Annotated in this window: 15 protein-coding genes and 1 pseudogene; 8 read left to right on the top strand and 8 right to left on the bottom strand. The window is 74.4% G+C overall.

The annotated features are described in order from the left end of the window. The first annotated feature begins 88 nt into the window (after positions 1–88). From ABTZ91_RS25825 to ABTZ91_RS25810, 4 genes are all read left to right on the top strand, one after another. Complete coding sequence (locus tag ABTZ91_RS25825) at positions 89–1,291, top strand: sensor histidine kinase (RefSeq protein WP_352079624.1); 1,203 nt, start codon at positions 89–91, stop codon at positions 1,289–1,291. Next, the gene (locus ABTZ91_RS25820; protein ID WP_352079623.1) at positions 1,288–1,956 is read left to right on the top strand and encodes a response regulator transcription factor; all 669 of its coding nucleotides are present in this window, start codon (positions 1,288–1,290) and stop codon (positions 1,954–1,956) included. The genes ABTZ91_RS25825 and ABTZ91_RS25820 overlap by 4 nt, the downstream gene beginning before the upstream one ends. 172 nt (positions 1,957–2,128) lie before the next feature. Further along, a complete protein-coding gene (locus ABTZ91_RS25815; RefSeq protein WP_352079622.1) occupies positions 2,129–3,421 on the top strand; it encodes a cytochrome ubiquinol oxidase subunit I in 1,293 nt (430 codons plus the stop codon). A gap of 133 nt (positions 3,422–3,554) precedes the next feature. Beyond that, a complete protein-coding gene (locus ABTZ91_RS25810) occupies positions 3,555–4,334 on the top strand; it encodes a cytochrome d ubiquinol oxidase subunit II (protein ID WP_352079621.1) in 780 nt (259 codons plus the stop codon). Between the two features lie 44 nt (positions 4,335–4,378). Here the strand turns inward: ABTZ91_RS25810 and ABTZ91_RS25805 are convergent, their stop codons facing one another. Next, entirely contained in the window at positions 4,379–5,554 is a 1,176-nt protein-coding gene (locus ABTZ91_RS25805) for an AI-2E family transporter (RefSeq protein WP_352079620.1), read from the bottom strand. Positions 5,555–5,897: 343 nt separating this feature from the next. Next, positions 5,898–6,092, bottom strand: coding sequence for a DUF3046 domain-containing protein (locus ABTZ91_RS25800; protein WP_352079619.1), 195 nt, complete (start codon positions 6,090–6,092; stop codon positions 5,898–5,900). Between the two features lie 78 nt (positions 6,093–6,170). Here ABTZ91_RS25800 and ABTZ91_RS25795 point away from each other — a divergent pair, with 78 nt between their 5' ends. Continuing rightward, positions 6,171–7,106 carry a hypothetical protein gene (locus ABTZ91_RS25795; RefSeq protein ID WP_352079618.1) on the top strand — a complete coding sequence of 312 codons (936 nt, stop codon included), beginning with the start codon at positions 6,171–6,173 and terminating at the stop codon, positions 7,104–7,106. Between the two features lie 48 nt (positions 7,107–7,154). Here ABTZ91_RS25795 and ABTZ91_RS25790 read toward each other — a convergent pair whose 3' ends face one another. Genes ABTZ91_RS25790 through ABTZ91_RS25780 form a run of 3 tightly spaced genes read right to left on the bottom strand, consistent with a single transcriptional unit; the run spans position 7,155 to position 9,245 of the window. Further along, positions 7,155–7,463: an AzlD domain-containing protein gene (locus ABTZ91_RS25790; protein ID WP_352079617.1), complete on the bottom strand. Its 309-nt coding sequence runs from the start codon at positions 7,461–7,463 to the stop codon at positions 7,155–7,157. After that, positions 7,460–8,374, bottom strand: a complete 915-nt coding sequence (locus tag ABTZ91_RS25785; protein ID WP_352079616.1) for an AzlC family ABC transporter permease — start codon at positions 8,372–8,374, stop codon at positions 7,460–7,462. The genes ABTZ91_RS25790 and ABTZ91_RS25785 overlap by 4 nt, the downstream gene beginning before the upstream one ends. A 10-nt stretch (positions 8,375–8,384) precedes the next feature. Continuing rightward, positions 8,385–9,245, bottom strand: a complete 861-nt coding sequence (locus ABTZ91_RS25780) for an AraC family transcriptional regulator (protein WP_352079690.1) — start codon at positions 9,243–9,245, stop codon at positions 8,385–8,387. Positions 9,246–9,632: 387 nt separating this feature from the next. Here ABTZ91_RS25780 and ABTZ91_RS25775 point away from each other — a divergent pair, with 387 nt between their 5' ends. The 3 genes and pseudogenes from ABTZ91_RS25775 to ABTZ91_RS25765 form a co-directional block, all read left to right on the top strand. Beyond that, a complete protein-coding gene (locus ABTZ91_RS25775; RefSeq protein ID WP_352079615.1) occupies positions 9,633–14,270 on the top strand; it encodes an ATP-dependent helicase in 4,638 nt (1,545 codons plus the stop codon). 182 nt (positions 14,271–14,452) lie between these two features. Next, positions 14,453–15,253: a DNA-formamidopyrimidine glycosylase family protein gene (locus ABTZ91_RS25770; protein ID WP_352079614.1), complete on the top strand. Its 801-nt coding sequence runs from the start codon at positions 14,453–14,455 to the stop codon at positions 15,251–15,253. Positions 15,254–15,269: 16 nt separating this feature from the next. Then, positions 15,270–15,386: pseudogene (locus ABTZ91_RS25765) on the top strand (3-oxoacyl-ACP reductase); the annotation flags it as partial. Positions 15,387–15,401: 15 nt separating this feature from the next. Here ABTZ91_RS25765 and ABTZ91_RS25760 read toward each other — a convergent pair. From ABTZ91_RS25760 to ABTZ91_RS25750, 3 genes are all read right to left on the bottom strand, one after another. Next, the gene (locus ABTZ91_RS25760; RefSeq protein WP_352079613.1) at positions 15,402–15,740 is read right to left on the bottom strand and encodes a hypothetical protein; all 339 of its coding nucleotides are present in this window, start codon (positions 15,738–15,740) and stop codon (positions 15,402–15,404) included. Between the two features lie 107 nt (positions 15,741–15,847). Then, positions 15,848–16,318, bottom strand: a complete 471-nt coding sequence (locus tag ABTZ91_RS25755; protein WP_352079612.1) for a DNA starvation/stationary phase protection protein — start codon at positions 16,316–16,318, stop codon at positions 15,848–15,850. Between the two features lie 199 nt (positions 16,319–16,517). Next, positions 16,518–16,901: a helix-turn-helix transcriptional regulator gene (locus ABTZ91_RS25750; protein ID WP_352079611.1), complete on the bottom strand. Its 384-nt coding sequence runs from the start codon at positions 16,899–16,901 to the stop codon at positions 16,518–16,520. Positions 16,902–16,963: the final 62 nt, after the last annotated feature.

Raw genomic sequence — 16,963 nt, 5'->3', positions numbered from 1 at the left:
GGGCCGCCACGCGCGCGTGGGGGGGGAACCACGGGAGACGCGGAACGAGAACCCCGGAGAACGCGGGACCGTGCCTATCCTTCCTGCCATGGCCCTCCCCCTCCGCGTCCGCGATCCCGGCGTGGCGCTCCTGGTGCTGCTCGTCGTGACGGTCTGGACCCTGGTCTCGGCCCACTACGCCGAGGAGCCGGCCTCCCGCACCGTGCTCGGCTGGCTGCTGATCCTGGTCGGCTGCGGGGCCCTGTGCTTCCGCCGCCGGCAGCCGGTGGCGGTGGCCGTGGTGACGCTCCTCGCCTGCGCCGTGTACTACCCGCTGTCCGCGCAGGACGGACCGCTCCTGATCGCCTTCGCGCTCGCGCTGTACACCACGGCCGCCGAGGGCCGGTTCGCCGCCGCCGTCGCCCTGGCGGCCGTGACGCTCCTCGCGGTCGGCCTCGGCGAGATCGGACACCAGCCGGGCCGCCGGCAGATCGACGACACCTCGCTCGCGATGATGGCCGGCTGGTTGATCAGCCTGGTCGCCGTCGGCCGCGCCCAGCGCAACCGGGTCGCCTATCTGTACGAGGTGGAGCAGCGCGCCCTCGCCGCCGAGCGGGAGCAGGAGGCCAGGGCCCGGCAGAGCGCCACCGAGGAGCGGCTGCGGATCGCCCGTGAGCTGCACGACATCCTCGGGCACAGCATCTCGCTGATCAATGTCCAGTCCGGCGCCGCGCTGCACCGGCTCGGCAAGAAGCCCGCCCCCGAGCTCGCCCTCGCCACGGCGCGGGACGCGCTGCAGGCCGTACGGGACACGAGCAAGGAGGCGCTGCGCGAGCTGCGGGCCACGCTCGGGGTGCTGCGGCGGGCCGACGAGGCCGCTCCGACCGCCCCGTCGTCCGGCCTCGCGCTGCTGCCCGAACTGGTGGAGCGGGCCGCGAGCACCGGTCTCGACGTACGGACCCGGGTCGACGGCACGCCCGTACCGCTGCCGCCGCCGCTCGACCTCGCCGCGTACCGGATCGTGCAGGAGTCGCTGACCAACGTGACCCGGCACGCGCGCGCGTGCTCGGCGCTCGTGGCGCTGGAGTGGGGTGCGGACGAGCTGCGGCTGCGGATCGAGGACGACGGCGGGGGCGCGCCGGAGGACGGGCCGGAGGGCAGCGGCATCCGGGGCATGGCCGAGCGGGCCCGCGCGTTCGGCGGGGAGCTGACGGCGCGTAACGTTCCCGGCGGCTTCCGGGTCGACGCCCGGCTGCCCTTCACCGCCCCGACCGCCCCGACCGCCCCCGCCTCCGAGGGAGATCCCGCATGATCCGTGTCGTGCTCGCCGACGACCAGACCCTGGTCCGGGCCGGCTTCCGCTCGATCCTGACCGACGAGGACGACATCGAGGTGGTCGGCGAGGCGGCGGACGGGGAGCAGGCGGTGGCACTCGCCCGCGAGCTGCGGCCGGACGTCGTCCTGATGGACGTCCGGATGCCGGTCCTCGACGGCCTGGAGGCGACCCGCCGCATCACCGGCGACACCCGCCTCGACGGGGTGCGGGTGGTCATCCTCACCACCTTCGACGTCGACGACTACGTGTACGGGGCGCTGCGCGCCGGCGCGAGCGGCTTCCTGGTGAAGGACACCGAGCCGATGGAGCTGCTCCACGGGATCCGGGTCGTGGCACGCGGCGACGCGCTGATCGCCCCGGCGGTGACCCGGCGGCTGATCGCCGAGTTCGCGGGCCGGGCCGCCCGGCAGCCGGACCCGAGCCCGCGGCTCAACGCGCTGACGGAGCGCGAGCGGGAGGTGATGGGCCTGGTGGGGGCGGGGCTGTCCAACGACGAGATCGCCCAGCGGCTCGTGCTGTCGCCGGCGACGGCGAAGACCCATGTCAGCCGGATCATGACCAAGCTGGACGTCCGGGACCGGGCGCAGCTGGTGATCCTCGCGTACGAGTCGGGGATGATCACTCCGGGCTGGCTGGCCTGACCCCTCGCCGGGCCTCGCCCTCGCCCCTTGGCCGGCCTGCCCCTTAGGGGGTGGGGCGGGCCGGACGCAACTCCCGGTGTACGCGGGCGGGGCCCGGCGCAACCGCTGGGGTAGGGCAGGTGTCCACCACGGGCCGACGCCCCGCCCAGGGCCGTACACCGACGCTTACGGCGTGAATCCCGACGTCCTCGATCTCGCGCGGCTGCAGTTCGCCCTCACGGCGGGCGGCCACTTCCTCTTCGTCGCCCTCACCCTGGGGCTCGCGACCGTCGTCGCGGTGCTCCAGACCCGGGCGACCGTCTCCCGCTCACCGCTGGACGCCCGCCAGGTGCGGTTCTGGGGCCAGCTGTACGTCATCAACTACGCGGTCGGGATCGTCACCGGCATCGTGATGGAGTTCCAGTTCGGCATGAGCTGGAGCGGGCTCACCCACTACGCGGGCAACGTCTTCGGCGCCTCGCTCGCGGTCGAGACGATCGTGGCCTTCTTCGTCGAGTCGACGTTCCTCGGACTGTGGATCTTCGGCTGGAACCGGCTGAACCGCTGGGCGCACCTGGCGGCGATCTGGATCGTGACCCTCACGGCGTATCTCTCGGCCTACTGGATCCTGGTCTCCAACGGCTTCCTCAACCACCCCGTGGGGCACCGCGCCGAGGGCGGGAAGCTGGTCCTGGACGACCCGGTGGCCGTGCTCACCAACCCCTCCGCGCTGCTGGCCTTCGGGCACATCGTGGCCGGGGCCCTGCTCACGGCGGGGTTCTTCATCGCCGGGGTGAGCGCCTACCACCTGTTCCGGCGCACGCCCGAGTGGGAGTTCTTCGGGCGCGCCCTGCGGATCGGGGTGTTCCTGTCCTTTCCCGCGCTGATGGTGACGGCGGTCTTCGGTGGAATCCAGTTCGCGAGCCTGCGCACCCTCCAGCCCATGAAATCGGCCGTGTTCAGTCAGAAGACCGCCGAAATCGCGCAGATCCAGGCGGAGATGGTCGCCCGGTTCGGTCCGGGGGACTATGTGCCGTCGATCGCCCTGACCCGCGGGGCGGGTCTGGTCATGCTCATCTGCTTCGCCCTGATGATGTACTTCAGCTTCGCCGGCGTGATCCTCGCCTGCTTCAAGAAGGCCGTCTTCCGCTTCCGGCTCTGGCACCTCGCCCTGATGGCCGCCGTCCCGCTCCCGTACCTCGCGATGATCAGCGGCTGGGTCTTCCGGGAGGCCGGCCGCCAGCCCTGGGTGGTCTACGGGCTGCTGAAGACCGAGGACGCGGTCTCCGGCCTCTCCCCCGGCACCATGCGCCTCTCGCTCGCCGTCTTCACCACCCTCTTCGCCCTCCTGGCCGTCCTCAACGCCTGGCTGCTCGCCCGGCACGCCCGCCAAGGGCCGGTCGACGCCGGACTCGGCCACGACGACCGGGCGGCGGTCGCGGACGGGCCCGACCCGGCCGCCGCCCTTCCCGTCCCGCGCTACTGACCCGGCCCTGCCCGCGCCCTTCCCCTGACCGCCCCCGCCACTGCCCGCGCCCTTCCCCTGGCCGGGCCCTTCCCCCGCCCTGCCCCCGCCCTGCCCGCGTCCCGCCACTGCCCCGCAGAGGAGCCGACCGACCGTGGACACCCTCGCCCTCGCCCTGCTGGCCTTCTTCGCCACCGGCTGGTTCGTGCTCGCCGGCGCGGACGTCGGCACCGGCATGCTCACCCCGTACCTCGGCCGCACCGACCACGAACGGCGGCTCGTCCTCGCCTCCTTCGCGCCCTTCTTCCTGGGCAACGAGGTGTGGCTGATCGCCACCGCCGGCGTGCTCGCCGGCTGTTTCCCGGAGCTGGAAGGCACCCTGCTGACCGGCCAGCTCCCGGTCCTCCTGCCGCTCCTCACCGGCTGGATCGTGCGGGACGTCGGGCTGTGGACGCGCGGACGCGGGCCGGGGCCGCGCTGGCGGGCGCTGTGCGACGGCGCCGTGACGGCCGGCAGCTGGATGCTGGCCCTGGCGACGGGCTGGCTGCTCGCTGCGCTCCTCACCGGTCGCCCGTACGAGCCGGCCACCGGGCCCACCGCCGTCCTCGCCGCCCTCGCGGTGGCCGCGCTCTTCGCCGCGCACGGCCTCGGCTTCGCCACTCTGCGCCTGACCGGGCTGCCGTACGAGCGCGCCCGCCGGCTCGTCGGGCGGGCCCGCCGCCCCTGGCACTCCTTCGCCCTCACCGCCGTGCTGCTCGGCGCCCTCCCGCTCGCCGGAGGCAGCGCGCTGGCGCCCGGCTCCCACACCGCCGACCCGGGCACCCTCGGGCTGCTCGTGCCGGCCCTGCTCGCGGTCACCGTGCCGCTCGTGGGCGTCCAGGCGTGGATCTGGCACGCCTTCCGGCACCGGGTGAGCGGCCCGTCCTACCTCTGACCGTCGCTCACGCGGCCGTCGCTCACGCGGCCGTCGGCGGCGCGCTAATCACGCCCCGGCCCCTGGTCGTGCCGCCGTGCCTGCCGCTCCGCCTCCTGCTTGCCCTCCTTCTCCTTCTTGTGGTGCAGCGCCTTGTGGAGCCGGGCGACGACGGCCTCCCCGTACCGCCGGTGGCCGTGGACGCGCGGGTCGTCGGTCACGTCGTACCGCTTCACATACGCGCCGAGGAAGGCCTGGAGGGTCGCCACGGCGGGAATGGCGATCAGGGCACCGACCGCGCCGAGCAGCGCGGTGCCGGCGATGACGGAGCCGAAGGCCACCGCCGGATGGATGTGGACGGTCTTGGAGGTCAGCTTCGGCTGCAGGACGTAGTTCTCGAACTGCTGGTAGACCACGACGAAGCCGAGCACCCACAGCGCGTACCAGGGGTCCACGGTGAAGGCGATCAGCATCGGCAGGGCCCCGGCCAGATACGTGCCGATCGTCGGGATGAACTGCGAGACCAGACCGACCCAGACCGCCAGCGCGGGCGCGTAGGGCACGCCCAGGATCTCGAAGAGCACGAAGTGCGCCACGCCGGAGATCAGCGCCATCAGGCCGCGCGAGTAGAGGTAGCCGCCGGTCTTGTCGACGGCGATCTCCCAGGCGCGCAGCACCTCGGTCTGCCGGGCGGGCGGCAGCACCGAGCACAGCGCGCGGCGCAGCCGGGGCCCGTCGGCGGCGAAGTAGAAGGCGAAAAGGAAGATCGTCAGCAGCTTGAAAAGACCGCCGAGGAGCGTGGCGGACACGTCCAGGACTCCGGCCGCGCTGTTCTGCACGTACTTCTGCAGCCAGTCGGAGCGCAGCACGCTGTCCTGGACCGCGACCCGGGACAACTCGGTGCGGAAGTGCTGGTTGATCCAGTTGATCAGCGAGTCGAGGTACTTCGGGAAGTTCTCGAACATGTCGACGATCTGGCCGGCGAGCATCGAGCCGAGGAGCACGACGAAGCCGACGCCGATCGCCAGGACGGCGAAGAAGACGATGAAGGTGGCGAGCCCCCGGCGCATCCCACGCGCCGCCATGCGGCCCACGGCCGGCTCGATGGCGAGCGCCAGGAAGAAGGCGAGCAGGATGTTGACGAGGAGCCCGATGAGCTGGTGGAAGGCCCAGCTGCCCAGCTGGAAGCAGGCGTAGAGGGCGAGGGCGAGCACCAGGGCCCGGGGCAGCCACCGTGGCATCCGGGCGGCCGGGGGGACGGCCTCGGAGGGGCCGACGGGGCCGGTCGGGCCGGAGGGCCCGGAGGGTCCGGTCGGCCCGGACGGGCCAACGGGTCCGGTCGGACCGGAAGGGCCTGCGGCGTCGGAAGGGCCTGCAGCGTCGGAGGGGCCTACGGGTTGGGTGGGGCCGGTGGGGCTGGTGGGGCCGGTGGGCGAGGGTTGCGGGGCCGGGGCGGCCTGCCCGGAGGCCGGCGTCCTCCGGCCGTCGTCGTCTTCGGTGCCATCGGTCTCGTCGTGCGCGTCAATCGGGGCCACCCCGCCAGTCTCGCTCACCGCGCGGACATTCCGGTCCGGACCCGTCAGGTCATCGCTTCTCGGCCGGTACCCCGACGGCCGCGCAGACCGCCCGCCACACGTCCTTGGCCTCCCAGCCCGCGTCCAGCGCCTGGTGCACCGTCCGTCCCCCGAGCTCGGTCATCACATGGTCCCGCGCGAAGGTCTCGGCGTAGGCCGCACCGAAGTGCTCCGTCATCCGTTCCCAGAAAATCGTCAACCGCATGACCCCAGTATCCCGCCCTGAGGAGTGCACCCGGGCCGTAGACCTTGTCAGACGCGCTTTCCCGCCTACGGTCGGAACATGGCCGGAAAACCAGCAGAAACCCCCGATCCGTCCGCGTCACCCCTCGCGCGTGCCGAGCACTTCGTGTGGCTGACCGCCCGGGTGCTCGAACAGCGCCGGTTCGCGTACCACTTCCTGCGCGGCGGGGCGGATCCCGTCGAGGCCGCGCTCTCCGCGTACCTCAACGAGGACGGCGGCTACGGCCACGCCCTCGAACCCGATCTGCGCGGACCGGTCAGCCAGCCGCTGCACACCGCGCACGCGCTGCGGGTCCTCGACTCCATCGGCCGCTGCGGCGGCCTGCGGGTCGAGCGGATCTGCCGCTATCTGACGGAGGTGTCGACCCACGACGGCGCGCTGCCCGCCGTCCACCCCTCGCAACGCCCCTACCCGGCGGCGCCCTTCGTGCCCGTCGTCGACGATCCGCCCAGCGAGCTGCTGTCCACCGGCCCGGTGGTCGGCCTGCTGCACCGCAACCAGGTCTGGCACGCCTGGCTGTTCCGGGCCACCGAGTTCTGCTGGGCGGCCGTGGAGGCGCTGGAGAAGTCCCATCCGTACGAGGTCCAGGCCGCCGTCGCGTTCCTCGACGGGGTCCCCGACCGCGCCCGCGCCCAGGCGGCGAGCGACCGGCTGGGGCGCCTGGTGCGCGAGCAGGGGCTCGCCGTGCTCGATCCGGACCGGCCGGAGGACTACCCGGTCGCGGAGGGATACGCGCCGGGCGAGCTCCACTATCCGCACGACTACGCGCGCGTGCCGGACTCGCTGGCGCGCCGCTGGTTCACGGACGAGGAGATGGCCCGGTCCCTGGACCACCTCGCGGCCTCCCAGGAGGAGGACGGCGGCTGGCCGATCACCTGGCGGCAGTGGGCGCCGGGCCCGGCCCTGGAGAGCCGCCCGATCGTCACCGTGGAGGCGCTGCGCACGCTGCGCGCGCATGGACGGGCGATCGGCTGACGATCGGCTGACCGGCGGCTCCCCGGAAAGCACGGGGCCTGGGCGAGCTCAGCCGCCCAGGGCCCTGACTCCCGCCGTGACGAGGACGGCCGCGCCGACGACCACCAGGAACGGAGCCCTGACGACCAGCGCGAGGGCCGCGGCGGTGAGCCCGGCGGCGCGGGCGTCGACCGTGAGGGCGGCCTGGGTGCTGAAGGTCTGCTGGGCCGTGAGCGCGGCCAGCAGGGCGACCGGGACCAGGGCCGCGAGCCGCTGGACGAGGGGGCGCTCCAGGGTGTCGGCGGGGACGAGCAGGCCGAGGAGTTTCACCAGGTAGCAGCCGGCGGCGGTCAGCGCGATGGCGAGCCAGACGTTCATCGGGCGTCCTCCTCCGGGTGGTCGGAGCGGCGGTCGGCGGCCGGGGGCTCACCGGAGCGGCCGTCCGCGGCCGGGAACTCACCGGAGCGGCCGTCCGCGGCGGGGAGCTCGCCGGCGCCGCCGTCCGTGGAACGGCCCTCACCCGAACGGCGCTCACCGGCCTCGGCCTCGGCCCGGCCGCCCCGGAGGCGACGGCCGTGGACCCACAGGACGGCCGGTGCGGCGAGGGCGGCGGCCAGGACGGGGACGCCGGCCGGCAGGACGGGGAGCAGACCGAGGCCGAGCAGGACCGCGAGCGCGGCGGTGGCGCGCTCGGTGGTGCTCTTCAGCATGGGCGCGAGCAGGGCGAGGAAGACCGCGGGCCCGGCCGCGTCCAGGCCCCACGCGCGCGTGTCGCCGAGGGCCTCGGCGCCGAGCGCGCCGAGCAGCGTGGTGACGTTCCACAGCACGTACAGGGTCAGTCCGGTGACCGTGAAACCGATGCGGGCGGCCCTGCGGTCCGGCTGGGCGAGGGCGACGGCCGTGGTCTCGTCGATCACCGCTTGCGCGGCGAGCGGCCGCACGAGCGGGCGCAGGGCGAGCAGCTGGGAGAGCCGCAGGCCGTAGAAGGCGTTGCGGGTGCCGACGAAGAAGGCCCCGGCGGCGGCGGTGAACGGGTTCCCGCCCGCCGCGAGGGCGCCCACCAGCGCGAACTGCGAGGCGCCGGTGAACACCAGCAGGCTGAGCGCGCAGGTCTGGAGCAGGGTGAGGCCGGATCCGGCCGAGGTCACGCCGAAGGCGAAGCCGGAGAGCCCGACGGCGATGCCGACGCCGAGGGCGTCACGCACGACGGCCCCGTCGCTCCTGGGCGCCGCTGCCGGTTCGCCTCCTCGTACGGAGCTTGCGGAGGGGGATGCTGTCTGGTGTGCCACGCCGGGGACGTTACGGGGCCGGTCCGCGGCCGGTCTTGTACGTTCTTGCGGCCCTGGCCCGCTGGTAGGCGCCCGGGGGCACGCCCACGCTGCGGGTGAAGTGCCGGTTCAGGTGGGGCTGGTCGGTGAAGCCGACCGCGACGGCGGCCTCGGCCGGGGGCGTGCCCGCGTCCAGGAGCCGGCGGGCCCGCCGTACCCGGGCGTCGGTGAGCCAGGTGTGCGGCGGCATCCCGTACGCGGCGCGGAAGGCCCGCAGCAGCGCGAAGGGGCTGGTGCCGAGCTCGGCGGCGAGCCGCTCCAGGGTCGGCGGGTCGGCCATCCGCTCCTCCAGGAGGGCACGCGCGCGTGCCGCGTCCCGCGCCCCGGCCGCGAGGGGCGCCCGCGACCGCACCCGTCCGCCGTGGCTGCGCAGCATCCGCGCGGTGACCAGCCGCAGCAGGCTGTCGGCGGCGAGCGCGTTGCCCTCCTCGGCGGCGCGGTGGACGCCGATGACGAGCTGGGCGGCGTACGGGTCGTCGACGACGGGGGACGTGAAGCCGATGTCGCCGCGCAGCGCGATGGTGTCGGCGGCGATGGACCGGATCAGCTCGGCGTCGGGGTAGATGGTGCGGTACGTCCATCCCTCGGGCACCCCGGCGTGCCCGGTGTGCGGGGTGTCGGGGTTGACCAGCGCGATCTGGCCGGGGCCGGCGTGGACGAGGTCGCTTCCGTAGTGGAAGGCCTCGACGCCCTCGGTGATGGCGGCGAAGACGAAGCTCTCGTGGGTGTGCCGGGAGAAGGACTTCCGTATGTAGTGCGCGTGCAGCAGATCCACGCCGGGCAGCTCGCCGTACCGCCAGTACCGTGCCCGCTCACCACCCGACCTGCCGATACCGCCGATTCCGCCGATAGAGCCGGTATCGCCGATGCCGCCGATGCCGCCACCGTTCGCCGTGAGGCCGCCCCCGGACCCGCGAGCCGCGGGGCCGGCTCCCAGGACTTCGGTCTCGGCCTCGGTCGGCGCCCCGCTCCGGTCGCCCTCGGTGACGGCGTGCCCCCGCGGCCGTCCGCCCCTGCCCGGCCCGGCCGGGCCGGCGCCCGCCCGGGTCCCGCCGGCACCGCCGGCTCGGGGCGTCTGGTCCGGGCCCGTTCCGCCCGCGCGTCCGTTCTCCGCGCCGCCGCTCGCCATGTCTTCGATTGTGCGCCACGTCCGGGGCCGCCACGAGCCGGTTTCCCCAGGTCCGGGCGGTTGTCAGTGGCGGGGTGCACGATGGGGGGCATGGCCAGGTCCGCACTCGACTCGTTCTCCCCCGCCACCCGCAGCTGGTTCACCGGGGCCTTCACCGCGCCCACCGCGGCGCAGGAGGGTGCCTGGCGGGCGATCGGCGCGGGCTCGGACGTGCTCGTCGTCGCGCCGACCGGTTCCGGCAAGACCCTCGCCGCCTTCCTCGCCTCCCTCGACCGACTGGCGGCCACTCCCCCGCCCGCCGACGCCAAGAAGCGCTGCCGGGTGCTGTACGTGTCTCCGCTGAAGGCGCTCGCGGTCGACGTCGAGCGCAATCTGCGCTCCCCGCTGACCGGCATCCGCCAGGAGTCGGTCCGGCTCGGGCTGCCCGAGCCGGACGTGAAGGTGGGCATCCGCTCCGGTGACACCCCGCCCGCCGAGCGACGGGCCCTCGCGACCCGGCCGCCGGACATCCTGATCACCACGCCCGAGTCGTTGTTCCTGATGCTGACCTCGGCCACGCGCGACGCGCTCGCGGGCGTGGAGACGGTCATCCTCGACGAGGTGCACGCCGTCGCCGGGACGAAGCGCGGCGCGCACCTGGCGCTCTCCCTGGAGCGCCTTGACGAGCTGCTGCCCCGCCCGGCGCGCCGGATCGGCCTGTCGGCGACGGTGCGGCCGGTGGAGGAGGTGGCCCGCTATCTCTCCCCGCAGCGGAAGGTGGAGATCGTCCAGCCTCCGTCGGGCAAGGAGTTCGACCTCTCCGTGGTCGTGCCGGTGGAGGACATGGGCGAGCTGGGCGGTTCCCCGGCCTCGGCGGGCACCGAGGGGGGCGACCGGCCGTCGATCTGGCCGCATGTGGAGGAGCGGATCGCCGACCTGGTGCAGGCGCACCGCTCGACCATCGTCTTCGCCAACTCCCGCCGCCTCGCCGAGCGGCTGTGCAACCGGCTCAACGAGATCGCGTACGAGCGGGCCACCGGCGAGGCCCTGCCCGACGGTGCCCCACCCGCCGAGATCATGGCCCAGTCGGGGGCCGCGCAGGGCGCCCCGCCGCTCCTGGCCCGGGCGCACCACGGCTCGGTCTCCAAGGAGCAGCGCGCCCAGGTCGAGGAGGACCTGAAGGCGGGCCGGCTGCCCGCCGTGGTGGCCACGTCCAGCCTGGAGCTGGGCATCGACATGGGCGCGGTGGACCTGGTCGTGCAGGTGGAGTCGCCGCCGTCGGTCGCCTCCGGGCTCCAGCGCGTGGGCCGCGCGGGGCACCAGGTGGGGGCGGTCTCCACCGGTGTGGTCTTCCCGAAGTACCGGGGCGACCTGGTGCAGTCGGCGGTGGTCACCGAGCGGATGCGCAGCGGCTCCATCGAGTCGCTGCGGGTGCCGGCGAACCCGCTGGACGTGCTCGCCCAGCAGCTGGTGGCGATGGTCGCCCTGGACAGCTGGCAGGTGGACGACCTGCTGGCGACGGTCCGCCGGGCGGCCCCGTTCGCGGCGCTCCCCGAGTCGGCGTTCACGGCGGTCCTGGACATGCTGGCCGGGCGCTATCCCTCCGACGCGTTCGCCGAGCTGCGCCCGCGCGTGGTGTGGGACCGGGTCACGGGGACGGTCACGGGCCGGCCCGGCGCGCAGCGCCTCGCCGTCACCTCGGGCGGCACGATCCCCGACCGGGGCCTGTTCGGGGTGTTCCTGGCGGGCTCGGACCCGAAGAAGGGCGGCGGCCGGGTCGGCGAGCTCGACGAGGAGATGGTGTACGAGTCGCGGGTCGGCGACGTCTTCACGCTAGGCACGACGTCCTGGCGGATCGAGGACATCACCCGGGACCGGGTGCTGGTGTCGCCCGCGCCGGGCGTGCCGGGGCGGCTGCCGTTCTGGAAGGGCGACCAGCTGGGGCGGCCGCTGGAGCTGGGCCGCGCGGTGGGCGCGTTCCTCCGGGAAGTGGGGGCGCTCGCGCCCGACGACGCCCGCCTGAGGCTGCTGGCCGCCGGGCTCGACGCGTGGGCGGCGGAGAACGTGGTGGCGTATCTCGCCGAGCAGCGCGAGGCCTGCGGCCATGTGCCGGACGACCGGACGATCCTGGTGGAGCGGTTCCGCGACGAGCTCGGCGACTGGCGGGTCGTCATCCACTCCCCGTTCGGTGCGCAGGTCCATGCCCCGTGGGCGCTGGCGCTCGGCGCCCGGCTCGCCGAGCGCTACGGGATGGACGCCCAGGTCATGCACGCCGACGACGGGATCGTGCTGCGGCTGCCGGACGCGGACCTGATGGGCCTGGACCTGCTCGACCACGACCCCGTGGACCCGGGCCGGTTCGCCGACACCACGTACGACAGCGAACAGGCGCCGATCGGCGCGGCCGACGTCGCCTTCGACCGGGGTGAGATCGAGCAGATCGTCACCGACCAGGTCGGCGGCTCCGCCCTGTTCGCCTCCCGGTTCCGCGAGTGCGCGGCGCGCGCCCTGCTGCTGCCCAAGCGCAATCCCGGCAAGCGCACCCCGCTGTGGCAGCAGCGGCAGCGGGCGGCGCAGCTGCTCCAGGTGGCGAGCGAGTTCGGTTCCTTCCCGATCGTCCTGGAGGCGGTCCGCGAGTGCCTCCAGGACGTCTTCGACGTGCCGGGCCTGCGGGAGCTCATGGGGGACATCGAGTCCCGCCGGGTGCGGCTCGTGGAGGTCACCACTCCCGAACCGTCCCCGTTCGCCCGTTCCCTGCTCTTCGGCTATGTCGCGCAGTTCCTGTACGAGGGCGACTCGCCGCTCGCCGAGCGGCGGGCGGCGGCGCTGTCCCTGGACTCGCGGCTGCTGGCCGAGCTGCTCGGGCAGGCAGAGCTGCGGGAGCTGCTCGACGCGGACGTCCTCGCCGAGCTGGAGCGGGAGCTGCAGTGGCTGACCGAGGACCGGCGGGTCAAGGACGTGGAGGGCGTCGCCGACGTGCTGCGGGTCCTCGGGCCGCTGACCGACGCGGAGCTGGCCGCGCGGGGCGCCGAGGCCGGCTGGGCCGAGGAGCTGGCCCGAGCCCGGCGGGCGATCCGGGTGCGGATCGCGGGCGCCGACCACTGGGCGGCGATCGAGGACGCGGGCCGGCTGCGGGACGCCCTCGGCACGGCGCTGCCGGTGGGCGTGCCGGAGGCGTTCACAGAGCCGGTGAAGGACCCGCTGGGCGATCTGCTCGCCCGCTACGCCCGTACCCACGGCCCGTTCACCTCCTCCCAGGCCGCGGCCCGCTTCGGCCTGGGGGCGGCGGTCACGGACGGGGCGCTGCACCGGCTGGCCGGTGCCGGGCGGGTCGTGCAGGGCGAGTTCCACCCGTCGGGGATCGGCCAGGAGTGGTGCGACGCCGCCGTCCTGCGCCGGCTGCGCCGCCGCTCCCTCGCGGCCCTGCGGCACGAGCTGGAGCCGGTGCCGCCGGCCGCGCTCGCCACCTTCCTGCCCCAGTGGCAGCACCTGGGCGGCAACAGCCTGCGCGGGATCGACGGTCTGGCCCGGGCGATCGAGCAGCTCCAGGGCGCACCGGTGCCGGCCTCGGCCCTGGAGAAGCTCGTCCTGCCCTCGCGGGTGCGGGACTACTCCCCCGCGCTCCTGGACGAGCTGACCACGACCGGCGAGGTGATCTGGGCGGGCGCCGGGGCGCTGCCCGGCAAGGACGGCTGGATCTCGCTCTATCTGGCCGACGCGGCGCCGCTGCTCCTGCCCCCGGCACATCCCCTGGAGCTCACCGGGCTGCACGAGTCCGTCCTGACGACCCTGTCCGGCGGATACGGGCTGTTCTTCCGCCAGATCGCCGACCAGGTGCGGGCCACGACCCACCCGGACGCCACGGATCCGCAGCTGGCGGACGCGCTGTGGGACCTGGCCTGGTCGGGTCGTCTCACCAACGACACGCTGGCCCCGCTGCGCTCCCTCCTGGGCTCGGGCCGTACGGCCGGCTCCACGGCGCACCGCGCCCGCCGCACGGTCCCGCGCGGCCGGTACGGGACGCTGAGCGCCGCCGCCCGCACGGCCTCCCGCACGGGGCCGCCCACGGTGAGCGGCCGCTGGTCGCTGCTGCCCCCGCTGGAGCCGGAGCCCACCCACCGGGCGCACGCCCTGGCCCGCACGCTCCTGGACCGGCACGGGGTGGTCACCCGGGGCGCGGTGGCGGCCGAGGGCGTCGAGGGCGGCTTCTCCGCGACGTACCGGATCCTGTCCGCCTTCGAGGACAGCGGTCAGGCCCGCCGTGGCTATGTGGTGGAGGGCCTCGGCGCGGCCCAGTTCGCCATGGACGGGGCGGTGGACCGGCTGCGCGCGGCGGCGAACGCCCGGGACCGGGGCGCCGAGGAGGGCGTCGGTCCCCGGGCGGTGGTCCTGGCGGCGGCCGACCCGGCGAACGCGTACGGGGCCGCCCTGCCCTGGCCCGAGCCGCCGACGGACGCCGGGCACAAGCCGGGACGCAAGGCGGGTGCCCTGGTCGTCCTGGTCGATGGCGAGCTCACGCTCTACATGGAGCGGGGCGGCAAGACGCTGCTGTCCTGGCCGGCCGACCCGGAGTCCCCGGCGCTGCGGGCGGCGGCGGAGGCCCTGGCGGCAGCGGCGTCGGCGGGCTCGCTCGGCACGGTCACGGTGGAGCGGATCAACGGGACGACCGCCCTCACCTCCCCGCTCGCCCGCTCCCTGGAGGCCGCCGGCTTCCACGCCACCCCCCGCGGCCTACGCCTGCGGGCCTGACCATCCGCGGGCCGCCACCGCCGTCGCCCCGCCCGCCTGTCGCGCCGACCCTCCGACGGGCGCGGCAGGCGGGGCGGGGCCTGCCGTCCCACCGGTCCCGCAGCCACGCGGCGCCACTCCCGCCTCCGCCGCGCCCCGCCCCAACCCACCGCATCCCCGCCCCCGCACGGCATCATGGCCCCATGCCCGAAGGTGACACCGTCTGGTACGAGGCCCACCGGCTGGACTCGGCGCTGGCCGGGCGGGTGCTGACGCGGTTCGATCTGCGGGTGCCCCGGTTCGCGACCGCTGACCTGACCGGGCGGCGGGTGCTCGACGTCACCCCGCGCGGCAAGCACCTGCTGACCCGAATCGAGGGCGGGTTCACGCTGCACTCGCATCTGCGGATGGACGGGGCGTGGCGGGTGTACGCCACCGGGGAGCGTCCGCGCGGAGGGCCCGCGCACCAGATCCGGGCGATCCTCGGGAACGCGGAGTTCACCGCGTACGGCTACCGTCTGCCGGTCCTGGAGCTGATCCGTACCGCCGAGGAAGCCACGGTGGTGGGCCATCTCGGGCCGGATCTGCTCGGGCCGGACTGGGACCCGTCGGAGGCGGTGCGCCGTCTCGGCGCCGACCCGGGGCGAACGCTCGGTGAGGCGCTGCTCGACCAGCGGAACCTGGCCGGGATCGGCAATGTCTACAAGTCGGAGCTGGCCTTCCTGGCCGCCGTCACGCCCTGGCTGCCGGTGGGTGAGCTCGGGCCGGGCGTCCCGGAGCGGCTGGTGGCGACCGCGCACCGCCTCCTGGAGGCGAACAAGGACAGTCCCGGCATGCGCACGACCACCCGCCACCGCCCTGGCGAGCGTCTGTACGTCTACGGCCGTGAGGGCCGCCCCTGTCGGCGCTGCGGCACCGCGATCCGCAAGGCGGAGCTCGGCGACCGGGTGACGTACTGGTGCCCCGGCTGCCAGAAGGGCCCGCAGGGCGAACCCGTACCCTGACCGCTTCCGCCTCCGATTGACGGTCGGTCAGTTCTCATCGGACGGTCCGCGCACGGGCCTCGGCGCGTACGACCTCACCGGCCGCACGGCCTTCGTCACCGGAGCCGCGAGCGGCATCGGCCGTGCGACCGCCGCGCCGCCTCGTCGTTCACGACGGGGCGGACCCTCCGCCCCAACGGCGGCGTGCCGATGCCCTGCTGACCGACCGCCAGAGGTCCGCGAGCCGCGCCGCTTCCGAAGGCGGCCCGGACCGTCCCGGCCGACCTGGACCATCCGGCCCGCCGCCGCGCCGTCGGCCGGAAGAGGCGGCCACGTGCACCGGCAGCAGGCTCAGCCCCCAGCCGCCCGCGGCCACCGCCCCCTCGACCGGTCCGGTCTCCCCCGGCACCAGCAGCAGGCGTGCCACCGCCCACCACCAGAGCCCACCGACCGCCAGTCCGGCCGCGACCAGCATGAGCGTCACCAGCGGAACCCGTCGCCGTACCATGGCCGCCTCCTCCGGTCGACGCTAGACCGGCAGGATCACCCGGCGGGAGGGCGCACTAGAGGCAACCCCGGCGCACGGGACGCATATCGCCACACCGTCAGCCACGGTCAGGCGCTCTCCGCCTGGAACATCCAGGCGTGCTTCTCGAGGTCGGCCGTCAGCCCGATGAGGATGTCCTGCGTCACGGGGTCCGGCTCCTCGGTCACGGCGATCCGCTCGCGCATCCGCGTCACCACCGCGGCCAGCGCGTCGACGAGGATCCGCACCGCGTCGGTGTCCTTGATCCAGCCTTCCGGCACGGAGCCGATCGCGCTCCCGGACGCCACCGTGGCCGCCCGTCCGTCCGGGTTCACGCCGATCGCCGAGGCGCGTTCGGCCACCGTGTCGGAGTGCGTCCGGGCCGTGGCCACCACGTCGTCGAGCTGGAGGTGGACGGACCGGAAGCGGGGGCCGACCACGTTCCAGTGGACCTGCTTGGCCACCAGGGCGAGGTCGACCAGGTCGACCAGCGCACCCTGCAGGGCGTTGCCGACCGTCTTCAGATCGGCATCGGACAGGGAGCTCTTCACGACAGTCATGCGCACTCTCCAACTTCGGTCGTACGGTTCCCCCAACGATGTCACGCATCACCCGAATCCGGCATCTCAAACGTAATCAACCGATTACCGGACCTACGACCGAGGGTCGCGGGACCGAAGTCCCGTCCGGGCATGAGGAAAGCCCCGGCCGGCACCCTGAACAGGGCACCGACCGGGGCTTCACCCCGCTTCGTTCTTCTCAGGCGGCGACGACGTCCACGGCCTCCGCGGGCGCCTTGATGGTCACCCGCTCGGTGGGCACACCGGGCACCGACGTCACCGACACCGAATTGAGCATCGGCCGTACCGGCGCCGGCACCGGTTCGCTCGCCCTTGCCGACTCGGCAAGTTCGGCCAGCGACAGCTCGTCACTCACTTCGCGCATGAGCTCGGACATCCGTACGTCCAACGCGTCGCAGATCGCGGAGAGCAGTTCGGAGGAAGCCTCCTTCTGCCCCCGCTCCACCTCGGAGAGATAGCCGAGTGAGACTCGGGCGGAGGAGGAGACTTCGCGCAGAGTACGGCCCTGGCGCTGGCGCTGCCGACGCAGCACGTCACCCAACAGGCGACGGAGCAGAATCATCGGTGGCTCCCTCCTCGGACCGCGTAGCCGCATCCTTCACGCCCCACCGTACCGCCTCGCGC

The organism is Streptomyces sp. NPDC126499 (genome assembly GCF_040302485.1).
Classification (GTDB): domain Bacteria; phylum Actinomycetota; class Actinomycetes; order Streptomycetales; family Streptomycetaceae; genus Streptomyces.
Note: the sequence above shows the minus strand (reverse complement) of the source record. Positions and strands in the feature narration are given on the sequence as shown.

Excerpts from the sequence above, each read along its gene's own strand:
- ABTZ91_RS25750 (WP_352079611.1), bottom strand. The coding sequence starts at position 16,901 with ATGATTCTGCTCCGTCGCCTGTTGGGTGACGTGCTGCGTCGGCAGCGC.
- ABTZ91_RS25800 (WP_352079619.1), bottom strand. The coding sequence starts at position 6,092 with ATGCGGTTGACGATTTTCTGGGAACGGATGACGGAGCACTTCGGTGCG.
- ABTZ91_RS25790 (WP_352079617.1), bottom strand. The coding sequence starts at position 7,463 with ATGAACGTCTGGCTCGCCATCGCGCTGACCGCCGCCGGCTGCTACCTG.
- ABTZ91_RS25820 (WP_352079623.1), top strand. The coding sequence starts at position 1,288 with ATGATCCGTGTCGTGCTCGCCGACGACCAGACCCTGGTCCGGGCCGGC.
- ABTZ91_RS25805 (WP_352079620.1), bottom strand. The coding sequence starts at position 5,554 with ATGCCACGGTGGCTGCCCCGGGCCCTGGTGCTCGCCCTCGCCCTCTAC.
- ABTZ91_RS25760 (WP_352079613.1), bottom strand. The coding sequence starts at position 15,740 with ATGGTACGGCGACGGGTTCCGCTGGTGACGCTCATGCTGGTCGCGGCC.
- ABTZ91_RS25770 (WP_352079614.1), top strand. The coding sequence starts at position 14,453 with ATGCCCGAAGGTGACACCGTCTGGTACGAGGCCCACCGGCTGGACTCG.
- ABTZ91_RS25825 (WP_352079624.1), top strand. The coding sequence starts at position 89 with ATGGCCCTCCCCCTCCGCGTCCGCGATCCCGGCGTGGCGCTCCTGGTG.
- ABTZ91_RS25755 (WP_352079612.1), bottom strand. The coding sequence starts at position 16,318 with ATGACTGTCGTGAAGAGCTCCCTGTCCGATGCCGATCTGAAGACGGTC.
- ABTZ91_RS25795 (WP_352079618.1), top strand. The coding sequence starts at position 6,171 with ATGGCCGGAAAACCAGCAGAAACCCCCGATCCGTCCGCGTCACCCCTC.
- ABTZ91_RS25775 (WP_352079615.1), top strand. The coding sequence starts at position 9,633 with ATGGCCAGGTCCGCACTCGACTCGTTCTCCCCCGCCACCCGCAGCTGG.